This is a genomic window from Enterobacter sp. CM29 (assembly GCF_013179605.1).
In the GTDB taxonomy this organism is placed as follows: Bacteria; Pseudomonadota; Gammaproteobacteria; order Enterobacterales; family Enterobacteriaceae; genus Enterobacter; species Enterobacter intestinihominis.
On the sequence record NZ_JABMCU010000163.1, the window covers coordinates 1 to 10,166 of the forward strand.

Here is a 10,166-nt window from a genome sequence, read left to right on the forward strand (position 1 = left end):
ACGACCGGAAAGGCGATAATGGCTGCAGTGTAACCTGCCAGTTGAAACGCGTACGCAACGTTGTTGGTAAAATGGGCGCAGGCCCAGGTGCACAGCCCCAGCCATGCCGACATGCTTAACAGAAAGAGCCAGGGATCGTTCAGGGTATGGCCGGCAAGAAGCAGTGCAGCGGTCGCACCCAGCAGGCTACCCGCCACGCGCCCGAGGCTTTTACTGATAACGCCCCCGACGGTAGGGAAGCTGACGACCGCCGCAGAGGTCATCGCCCAGTAAGGCTCATCCAGATTCAGATAATAGGCAACCGTAAGCGCAAGGCACATGGCGATGCCGTTACGCAGCGCGTAACGCCACTGCGGCCGTGTCGCTTTTATCCACGGCGTATTGCGCCAGGAGAAAGCTCCCAGGTTCATCATCGCGATCCGATGGCGACGGTGCAGGTTGTGCCAGAGACCAGAGTAATGTCTTTCGGCAGTTGCTCTAACTCGACGCGAACAGGCACCCGCTGAGCCAGACGCACCCACGGTACGTTGGGTTTGATGTCAGGCACCAGACCAGAATCGGTTTCCACGCTCTGATCGTAAATTGCCCGACCTATGCTACTAACGTGACCCTGTAACTTTTCTGCACCGCTGTAAAGCGTGATCCGGGCAGGCGCACCCTCGCGGATATGGCGCAGCTTGGTCTCTTCAAAATAACCTACAACATAGAAAGAGTGGCTATCTACCAGGGCAAAGACCGGCTGGCCTGTGGTGGCGTAATCCCCCACACGGGTCGACAGGCTCGTGATCCATCCATCCACCGGAGCTTTGACCACGGTCTGGGTCAGCTGCCACTCGGCCTGTTTCAGCGTTGCCTCTGCAACCTTCAGGCTGGCCTGCATGGCTTTTACATTGATATTGGCGGTATCGAGATCTTCCGCAGAGATGTAATTCCTCGACAGATGTCGGCGACGTTCGGCTTCGTTATTGGCTTTTGCCAGATCTGATTGAGCTTTTGCGAGCTGCGCCTGGGCATTGAGCACCGCAATGTGGAAAGGGGTCTCATCGATGCGGAATAACACATCGCCCGCATGAACAAACTGGTTGTCCTTCACCAGCAGCGCGCTGATACTGCCGGACACCTGTGGCGTGATGCTGACCTGTTCTGCGCGGATCTTGCCGTCACGCGTCCAGGGCGACTGCATGTAATAATTCCAGAGCCACCAGCCGGCCATAAGCGCCAGCGCTAAAACGAAAAGAGTGGAAAAATATTTTAACGTTTTCAATGCTATTCTCACCACACGGTTAACACGGCAAGGCCAAGACAGACGGAAAGGGTAAACAGGGAGAGATCCATTAACATCGGGTGCCAGATTTCACCGGAATACATCCAGTCGCGCAGCAGACGATGCGCAATGAGCCAGATCACAAAACCGACCATCACGGCTTTAAACAGTGGCGGAAAGTAGACCGATGCGCCGACAATCAGATCCTGGAGGGGCAACCCTGCGGAGAGGGAAAAAAACGTCACAAGCAGTGATCCTTTGCAGTGGGGTGAGGGCCACAATGGCATATTTCAATGCGATGGCGCATTACCGTTCAGTGTAAATCATCCTTTCAGGAATGATGAATACCGTGATTGCATTTGTTTTGGCAATACAAATACTGCAAACTATTCTAAAATCACTATAATCACTTAGCAAGCTAATTATAAGGAGATGAAATTGGAATCGCCATTAGGTTCTGATCTGGCAAGGTTGGTACGCATCTGGCGTGCTCTGATTGACCATCGCCTGAAACCTCTGGAACTCACGCAGACGCACTGGGTTACGCTGCATAACATTCATCAGCTCCCGCCCGACCAGTCACAGATCCAACTGGCAAAAGCGATTGGCATTGAGCAGCCGTCACTGGTGCGCACTCTTGACCAACTGGAAGAGAAGGGACTTATCTCCCGACAAACCTGCGCCAGCGACCGTCGCGCCAAGCGGATCAAATTGACGGAAAAAGCGGCCCCGATTATTACTGAGATGGAAGCTGTCATCAGTAAAACGCGTGGGGAGATCCTTGAAGGTATTTCCCCCGCTGAGCTGGAGATGCTGATAGGACTCATCGCCCGTCTTGAGCAGAACATCCACGATCTGCAGTCTCGCGACTGACCGAACGTAAAGGCCTTGCGAAATCAAGGCCTTTCTTATTATCTGAACACCACCACCCGGTTGCGCCCTGTCTCTTTTGCCTCATACATGGCTTTATCCGCGCTCTCCACGCAGGTTTCCGCACTGGTTTCCGGCGTGGTTGCGGTGAATACGCCCATGCTGATGGTAATAGGTTCCGGCAGATGACCGCCGCTGCTGGCTTTATCAAACCCGCTCAGCTTGAGGCGAATGCGCTCGGCCACCTGCCTCGCGGCGTCTGAAGGGGTATTTGTCAGCATCAACACAAACTCTTCACCACCGATTCGGGCCGCGATATCCTGGGGGCGCACGGAATCCGTCAGCAGATTAGAGACGAACTGTAATACCTTATCGCCCTGCAAATGCCCGTAACAGTCGTTGATACGTTTGAAACGGTCAAGGTCGCTTACCACCACCGATACCGGGTGTGCCTCCGTTGCAGAGCTGAGGGCATAGTTTAATGAATCATAAAAATAGCTGCGATTATAAAGACGGGTAAGCGGGTCGCGGATTGAATTTTGATATGACTGCTGGTATTTGACGTGCGAGTCACGATACAAATTAAAGACGTCGGAAAGCAAAATGAAAATAATCATTAATGTCGCGATAGTTTCGAATAACCGGGCGCGGTACCATGATACATCTTCTACGTATCCACCTAACAACAGCATTAACAGCGTGACGACATAACAGACGCATAAAAAATTGCCGCCCGCCCAGAACAAATTTCTTATCCGGGTCACGACCATCAGGGTGATTAATGTGACAACCCAAAGAATGACCAAAATGATGTTGATGGTCTGGCTCCAGAGAATCATGAACTGCCGGGTTTCATTATCCACAAGATCCAGGGTTAACGTCGTGGAATGGCTGGAATAGAACCACGCCAGCCAAAGCATGCAGCCCGTAAAGAGAGCCGATCCGACAACAATACCGATGTGGGTGCTTCGTGAAAGGGGGGAAACGCGAAGCGTATAAAGTAAGGCTGAGGCCATCATGAGCACCGCCATTAAGAGGTGTCGGAACATATAAAAGATCATCGCGTCATTATAGTTCGCCTCGTTGAACTGATAGAGATCCAGCCAGCCTGGAAAACTGGATAGCGTACCCACCATCAGCAGTGCTGAACCGGCAAAGGCTGACGCAATCGGAACGAGATATAGTCGTTTTTTATCACACCAGTATTTCATTGCCATAAAACAGGCGATAAACAGATGGAATACCAGAAGAAAAATAGTGAGCGTAGGGAAAAATAGCGGAGAGAATGAAGGAACCCATTCAACAAGTTTTATAAAACAACCTTGTAACACGGCAATGATTACAATGCACCCAAGTGCAAAGGCCACAAAGCGGTTCATTACAAATCGACAGTTCGCAAGCATAGAATTTTAAAAAATTAAAAAGAGGAAAAAGAGAATCAGACGAGTCTAAAGGTGGGAGATAAAAAATACTTTGCGCAGGAACAATATCAGAGGGGATTAATTATACACCGTGTGAATGTATTTTTATAAATACATTTTTTAAAATGATAATTTTTGTAAATGGATGCGGCCCGAAAAGACCGCATCCGTCGGGATATTAACGCGGGGAGACGGTGACCTGGCTACCATTGCTTGCCAGTACAACACGCTGGCCTGCAGAGAAGCGAGTATTACCCTGTTTCTGCACAACCATAATGGTGCTGCCATCGTCTTTACGGATTTCCAGCTCAACGCCCTGAGTTTTGTTCATCGCACCCTGAACGCCCTGACCCGCTACGCCGCCTGCAACTGCGCCTGCTGCGGTAGCCAGAGAGCGACCGGTGCCGCCACCAATGGTGTTACCCAGGAAACCACCCAGCACAGCACCACCGATTGCGCCCACGACGTTCGTGTCATCACCACCCTGAATCTGAACAGGACGGGCATTAACGATAGTACCGTAGGTCACGTTCTGTACCTGTTTAGCTTCAGAAGCACTATATACGTCGCCGGAGAGTGAATTGTCGTTCACACAACCCGCCAGTGTTAAACCAATCAGCGAAACGCCCAGTACACGTAAAATCATTTGACTCTCCTGTTCACCAAAAAACGCCCGGTTGGGGCATCCGTTATGGCTAAATTATATGGCATTCCTGACCACAGTTCATATCTTTGCATGCCGAATAGATAAATTTTACCTGAACGGGGCTTAACGGGACATAAACAAAAACCGCCTGTGCTACAGGTCTGAGATTGTTAAAAAATATTATCACCGGATAGCAAAGCAGCGTTATTTATGATGGAGTGGTTGCACTTAGCCCATGTAACGTAAGGAAAGCGCATGAAATCGGGTCGCTATATCGGTGTGATGTCTGGTACCAGTCTTGACGGTGTGGATGTCGTTCTGGCCGCCATTGATGAAAACATGGTGGCGCAGCAGGCAAGCCTGACCTGGCCTATTCCGGTCTCGTTAAAAGAAGAGATCCTGAACATCTGCCAGGGGCAACAGCTGACGCTTTCCCAACTGGGCCAACTGGATGTGCGTCTGGGGGCGCTGTTTGCTGATGCGGTACTGGCTCTGATGCAGCAAGAAAGACTTCATCCGCAGGATGTCGTGGCAATAGGCTGCCATGGGCAGACCGTCTGGCATGAACCTGTCGGCGAGGCGCCGCACACGATGCAAATTGGCGATAATAACCAGATTGTGGCAAAAACCGGCGTGACGGTGGTGGGGGATTTCCGTCGTCGCGATATGGCCCTCGGCGGGCAGGGGGCGCCGCTGGTTCCGGCATTTCATCAGGCGCTGCTGGCGCACCCGGTGGAGCGCAGAATGGTTCTGAACATTGGCGGGATTGCCAACCTGTCGATGCTCATTCCCGGGCAGCCCGTGCGTGGATACGATACCGGGCCCGGTAATATGCTGATGGATGCCTGGATCTGGCGTCAGAACGGTAAACCCTACGACAAAGACGCGCAGTGGGCCAGCCAGGGGAAAGTGATCCTTCCCTTGCTGCAAGCCCTGTTAAGCGATCCATTCTTTGCCCTGCCCGCGCCGAAAAGCACGGGGCGAGAGTATTTCAACTACGGCTGGCTTGAACGTCATCTGGCACGCTTCCCCGGCCTTGCGCCTCAGGATGTGCAGGCTACGCTGACTGAGCTTACCGCCGTGTCGATTTCTGAACAGGTGTTGCTCAGCGGCGGGTGCGAGCGTCTGCTGGTATGCGGAGGCGGAAGCCGCAACCCCCTCCTGATGGCACGCCTCGCCGCCCTGCTGCCGGGCACCGAAGTCACGACCACTGACGAAGCCGGGATCAGCGGAGACGACATGGAAGCGCTGGCCTTCGCCTGGCTTGCCTGGCGTACGGTTGCCGGTCTGCCCGGGAATTTACCCTCCGTAACCGGTGCGCGAGAGGCGAGCGTCCTCGGTGCTATTTTCCCGGCAAATCCGCGCCATAATCAGAGTTAACTGAAATTCAGCGGGAGGCATAACCCGTAAAATAGGGAAAAACAGGAGGGCGGTTAGGCCCTCCAGGACCAGGATAGTCTTCGGAATCTGCCCATGAAAAAACTTCTTCTCATTGCTGTACCTTTTCTTATGACCGGATGCAGCGTCTATAACCAGTTCGTTGAGCGTATGCAAACCGATACGCTGGAATATCGTTGTGATGAAAAACCGCTGACGGTGAAGCTGAACAACACTCGCCAGGAAGCCAGCTTTGTTTATGACAATAAGTTGTTGACGCTGAAGCAGGGGATGTCCGCCTCCGGGGCGCGTTACACGGATGGGATCTACGTCTTCTGGTCAAAAGGTGACAGCGCCACCGTCTATAAGCGAGACCGCATTGTGCTGAACAATTGTCAGCTGGAAAATCCGAAGCGTTGAGATTTTTGAAGGGGGCGCGCACAATAGCGCCACCCAATCTCACTTTCAGCTAACGCCATGTCAGATAACGACGAACTACAGCAAATTGCGCATCTGCGCCGTGAATACACCAAAGGCGGTCTGCGCCGCCAGGATCTTCCCGCCGAACCGCTGGTGCTTTTTGAACGCTGGCTGAAACAGGCCTGCGAAGCGAAACTGGCCGACCCGACGGCGATGGTCGTTGCCACGGTTGATGAAAACGGTCAGCCGTATCAACGCATCGTTCTTCTTAAGCATTATGACGAGAAAGGGCTGGTGTTCTACACCAACCTTGGTAGTCGTAAAGCGCATCACCTGGAAAATAATCCGCGTATTAGCCTGCTCTTCCCGTGGCATATGCTTGAGCGCCAGGTGATGGTTACCGGCAAGGCAGAGCGCCTCTCTACGCTCGAAGTGGTGAAATATTTCCACAGCCGACCGCGCGACAGTCAGATTGGCGCCTGGGTTTCTAAACAGTCCAGCCGAATCTCGGCCCGCGGCGTACTTGAAAGTAAATTCCTCGAACTCAAACAGAAGTTTCAGCAGGGTGAAGTGCCGCTGCCGAGTTTCTGGGGCGGGTTCCGCATCCCCATTGAGCAGATGGAATTCTGGCAGGGCGGTGAGCACCGCCTGCACGATCGCTTTTTATACCAGCGCGACAACGGTGGCTGGAAAATAGACCGACTGGCACCGTAATCCCCAAAATTTGTTGATTTAAGCGCTAGCGCACACCGCGCTGGCGCTTTATTCTATGGTCCTTTCGCATCAGGCGAAAAGTCGTGTACCGGCAAAGGTGCAGTCGTTTATACATGGAGAATTTGATGGCAAGCAGTAACTTGATTAAACAATTGCAAGAGCGGGGCCTGGTGGCCCAGGTGACGGACGAGGAAGCGTTAGCAGAGCGACTGGCGCAAGGCCCGATCGCGCTCTATTGCGGCTTCGATCCCACCGCTGACAGCTTGCATTTGGGGCATCTTGTTCCATTGTTATGCCTGAAACGCTTCCAGATGGCGGGTCATAAGCCTGTTGCCCTGGTTGGCGGTGCGACTGGTCTGATTGGCGACCCAAGTTTCAAAGCCGCTGAGCGTAAGCTGAATACCGAAGACACCGTGCAGGAGTGGGTGGATAAGATCCGTAAACAGGTTGCACCGTTCCTGGATTTCAACTGTGGTGACAACGCTGCGATTGCGGCGAACAACTACGACTGGTTTGGTGGCATGAACGTGCTGACGTTCCTGCGTGACATCGGCAAACACTTCTCTGTTAACCAGATGATTAACAAAGAAGCGGTCAAGCAGCGTCTTAACCGTGACGATCAGGGAATCTCTTTCACCGAGTTCTCCTACAACCTGTTGCAGGGGTATGACTTCGCCTGCCTGAACAAGCTGCACGGCGTGTCGCTGCAAATTGGCGGTTCTGATCAGTGGGGTAACATCACCTCCGGTATCGATCTGACCCGTCGCCTTCACCAGAATCAGGTGTTTGGTCTGACCGTGCCGCTGATCACCAAAGCAGACGGTACCAAGTTTGGTAAAACCGAAGGCGGCGCAGTATGGCTTGATCCGAAGAAAACCAGCCCGTACAAATTCTACCAGTTCTGGATCAACACGGCGGATGCCGATGTTTATCGCTTCCTGAAATTCTTCACCTTTATGGATATCGAAGAAATCAATGCGCTGGAAGAAGAAGACAAGAACAGCGGTAAAGCACCGCGCGCCCAGTATGTGCTGGCCGACGAAGTGACTAAACTGGTTCACGGTGAAGAAGGTCTGGCAGCGGCGAAACGCATTACGGCGAGCCTGTTCAACGGGACCCTGAGCGATTTAAGCGAAGCGGACTTCGAACAGCTTGCTCAGGATGGCGTGCCGATGGTGGAGATGGAAAAAGGCGCCGATCTGATGCAGGCGCTGGTGGACTCCGAGCTCCAGCCGTCTCGCGGTCAGGCGCGTAAAACCATCGCCTCTAACGCGATCACCATTAATGGCGAAAAACAGGCCGATCCGGAATACACCTTTACCGAGAACGACCGTCTCTATGGTCGCTACACGCTGCTGCGTCGCGGTAAGAAAAATTACTGCCTGGTCTGCTGGAAGTAATTAAAAGTACGCAGGGGCGTGGGAAACCACGCCCCTTTTGTTTTGACAGGGTTTGGTAAGTACAACATGAAGAACATCCTCGCCATTCAGTCCCACGTTGTTTTTGGACATGCTGGCAACAGCGCTGCGGAATTCCCGATGCGCCGCCTCGGGGCCAACGTCTGGCCCCTCAATACCGTTCAGTTCTCGAATCACACCCAGTACGGTAAATGGACCGGCTGCGTGATGCCGCCGTCACATCTGACGGAGATCGTTCAGGGGATTGCGGATATCGACCAGCTTAAACGCTGCGATGCCGTACTGAGCGGTTATCTGGGTTCGGCGGAGCAGGGGGAACATATCCTCGGCATTGTGCGCCAGGTGAAAGCGGCAAACCCCGCGGCGAAATATTTCTGCGATCCGGTGATGGGACATCCGGAAAAAGGCTGCATCGTCGCGCCGGGCGTTGCGGAGTTTCATGTCCGTCATGCATTGCCCGCCAGCGATATTATTGCGCCAAATCTGATTGAACTTGAGATCCTGTGCGAGCATCCGGTCAACAGCGTAGAAGAGGCTGTACGCGCCTCTCGCGAGCTCCTCGCCCAGGGGCCAGAGATTGTGCTGGTTAAGCACCTGGCACGCGCAGGGTTGAGCCAGGACCGTTTTGAAATGCTGTTGGTGACCAAGGACGAAGCCTGGCACATCAGTCGACCGCTGGTGGATTTCGGTGCACGTCAGCCTGTCGGAGTTGGGGATATGACCAGCGGTTTGCTGCTGGTGAAGCTATTGCAGGGCGCAAGCCTGCGCGATGCGCTGGAGCACGTCACCGCAGCCGTTTATGAAATCATGATTGCGACGAAGACGATGCAGGAATATGAGCTCCAGGTGGTCGCGGCGCAGGATCGCATCGCGAAGCCCGAGCATTATTTCAGCGCAACCCAATTGTAAGAGCAGGGATAGTGTAGGCCGGGTAAGCGCAGCGCCACCCGGCAATACAGCGCGCTCGGATTAATTCAACCCTTCTGCCTTCAGCGCCGCTGCAACCGCAGGGCGTGCCGCTACGCGTTCCATATACGACGCAATATGATCTAATCCTTCCAGGTTCAGCTTCACCGCGCGCGCCCAGCGCAGAACGGTAAACAGATACGCATCAGCAATGGTGAAACGCGCACCGCAGATCCACTGATCGTCTTTCAGTGATTCATTAATGTACTGCATCTTTTTCTCAAGTAACGCACGTACGGTCGGTTTGTACTCTTCCGGAGTATCCGGGCGGAACAGCGGCGTAAAGCCTTTGTGCAGCTCGGTCGCGATGTAGTTAAGCCACTCAAGGGTTTTATAGCGAGAGATACTGCCTGTTGGTGCCAGCAGCTGACGATCAGGCACGTTGTCGGCCAGGTACTGCATTATCGCCACGCCTTCGGTCAGCAGCGTACCATCATCCAGCAGCAGGGCCGGAACCTGCCCTTTTGGGTTAATCGCAAAAAAGTCACCCCCGTTTTCCAGGCGCTTTTTCATCAGGTCAACGCCGTCCAGCGTGAAATCCTTACCGCTCTCGCGAAGGGTGATATGCGAAGCAAGAGAGCAGGCGCCCGGTTTATAGAACAGTTTCATCGGTAACTCCTTTTTGCTGAGGTTCCCGCTATGTTAGTGCGCGTTCAGATAAAAAAAAAGCCGCTAATCAATTAGCGGCTTCTGTTCAGTCGTTTCCCGATGACATTACGCGTTCGCGGTGTTGATCGCTTTAGCGGATTTGTCGTCGTCCTGCGTCATACGATTGAGTTTTGGTGCGGTGAGCAGCATCAGCACGGCAATTACGGCTGTCGCGATACCAATTTGCATGAACACGGTGCCGTAGACGTTCAGGGAGACCAGCGGGTCGGTAACGTTGTCCGGTACCGCCATCAGGTTCGCAATCTTACCTGCAATGATGGCTGCGCCAGCGGTCGTCAGGAACCAGCTACCCATGATGAAGCCCATCAGACGCTGAGGGACCAGCTGTGCAACCATCGCCAGGCCCAGACCGGAGATCATCAGTTCACCGATGGATTGCAGCGCATAGCTCAGGATCAGCC

General features: G+C 53.4%; 12 protein-coding genes and 1 pseudogene. 6 read left to right on the forward strand and 7 right to left on the reverse strand.

Going from position 1 to position 10,166, the window contains the following annotated elements:
* The 3 genes from HP459_RS17425 to HP459_RS17435 all read right to left on the reverse strand — a co-directional run.
* Positions 1-410: FUSC family protein (locus tag HP459_RS17425; protein ID WP_171936545.1), on the reverse strand; the 410-nt coding region annotated here is incomplete at its 3' end.
* A complete protein-coding gene (locus HP459_RS17430) occupies positions 410-1,270 on the reverse strand; it encodes an HlyD family secretion protein (protein WP_038417029.1) in 861 nt (286 codons plus the stop codon). The genes HP459_RS17430 and HP459_RS17425, both read right to left, overlap by 1 nt.
* Positions 1,271-1,272: 2 nt before the next feature.
* Entirely contained in the window at positions 1,273-1,509 is a 237-nt protein-coding gene (locus HP459_RS17435) for a DUF1656 domain-containing protein (RefSeq protein WP_022647907.1), read from the reverse strand.
* A gap of 187 nt (positions 1,510-1,696) precedes the next feature.
* Here HP459_RS17435 and slyA point away from each other — a divergent pair, with 187 nt between their 5' ends.
* On the forward strand, positions 1,697-2,137 hold the full coding sequence (gene slyA, locus HP459_RS17440) for a transcriptional regulator SlyA (protein ID WP_032623345.1): 441 nt from the start codon (positions 1,697-1,699) through the stop codon (positions 2,135-2,137).
* A 38-nt stretch (positions 2,138-2,175) separates the two neighbouring features.
* On the opposite strand, the gene HP459_RS17445 is transcribed toward slyA, so the two are convergent.
* Together HP459_RS17445 and slyB are read right to left on the reverse strand one after the other, a co-directional pair.
* The gene (locus HP459_RS17445) at positions 2,176-3,537 is read right to left on the reverse strand and encodes a GGDEF domain-containing protein (RefSeq protein ID WP_171936546.1); all 1,362 of its coding nucleotides are present in this window, start codon (positions 3,535-3,537) and stop codon (positions 2,176-2,178) included.
* Between the two features lie 196 nt (positions 3,538-3,733).
* Entirely contained in the window at positions 3,734-4,201 is a 468-nt protein-coding gene (gene slyB, locus HP459_RS17450) for an outer membrane lipoprotein SlyB (protein ID WP_022647910.1), read from the reverse strand.
* A gap of 255 nt (positions 4,202-4,456) precedes the next feature.
* Here slyB and anmK point away from each other — a divergent pair, with 255 nt between their 5' ends.
* From anmK to pdxY, 5 genes are all read left to right on the forward strand, one after another.
* The gene (gene anmK / locus HP459_RS17455) at positions 4,457-5,581 is read left to right on the forward strand and encodes an anhydro-N-acetylmuramic acid kinase (protein WP_023306005.1); all 1,125 of its coding nucleotides are present in this window, start codon (positions 4,457-4,459) and stop codon (positions 5,579-5,581) included.
* A gap of 87 nt (positions 5,582-5,668) precedes the next feature.
* Complete coding sequence (gene mliC / locus HP459_RS17460) at positions 5,669-5,998, forward strand: C-type lysozyme inhibitor (protein ID WP_087878561.1); 330 nt, start codon at positions 5,669-5,671, stop codon at positions 5,996-5,998.
* A 57-nt stretch (positions 5,999-6,055) separates the two neighbouring features.
* A complete protein-coding gene (gene pdxH, locus HP459_RS17465) occupies positions 6,056-6,712 on the forward strand; it encodes a pyridoxamine 5'-phosphate oxidase (RefSeq protein WP_003857601.1) in 657 nt (218 codons plus the stop codon).
* A 125-nt stretch (positions 6,713-6,837) separates the two neighbouring features.
* The gene (gene tyrS / locus HP459_RS17470; RefSeq protein WP_022647913.1) at positions 6,838-8,112 is read left to right on the forward strand and encodes a tyrosine--tRNA ligase; all 1,275 of its coding nucleotides are present in this window, start codon (positions 6,838-6,840) and stop codon (positions 8,110-8,112) included.
* 66 nt (positions 8,113-8,178) lie between these two features.
* Complete coding sequence (pdxY, locus tag HP459_RS17475) at positions 8,179-9,039, forward strand: pyridoxal kinase PdxY (protein WP_171936547.1); 861 nt, start codon at positions 8,179-8,181, stop codon at positions 9,037-9,039.
* Positions 9,040-9,099: 60 nt separating this feature from the next.
* Here pdxY and gstA read toward each other — a convergent pair whose 3' ends face one another.
* Entirely contained in the window at positions 9,100-9,705 is a 606-nt protein-coding gene (gstA, locus tag HP459_RS17480; protein ID WP_045308481.1) for a glutathione transferase GstA, read from the reverse strand.
* Between the two features lie 105 nt (positions 9,706-9,810).
* A pseudogene (tppB, locus tag HP459_RS17485) lies at positions 9,811-10,166 on the reverse strand (dipeptide/tripeptide permease); the annotation flags it as partial.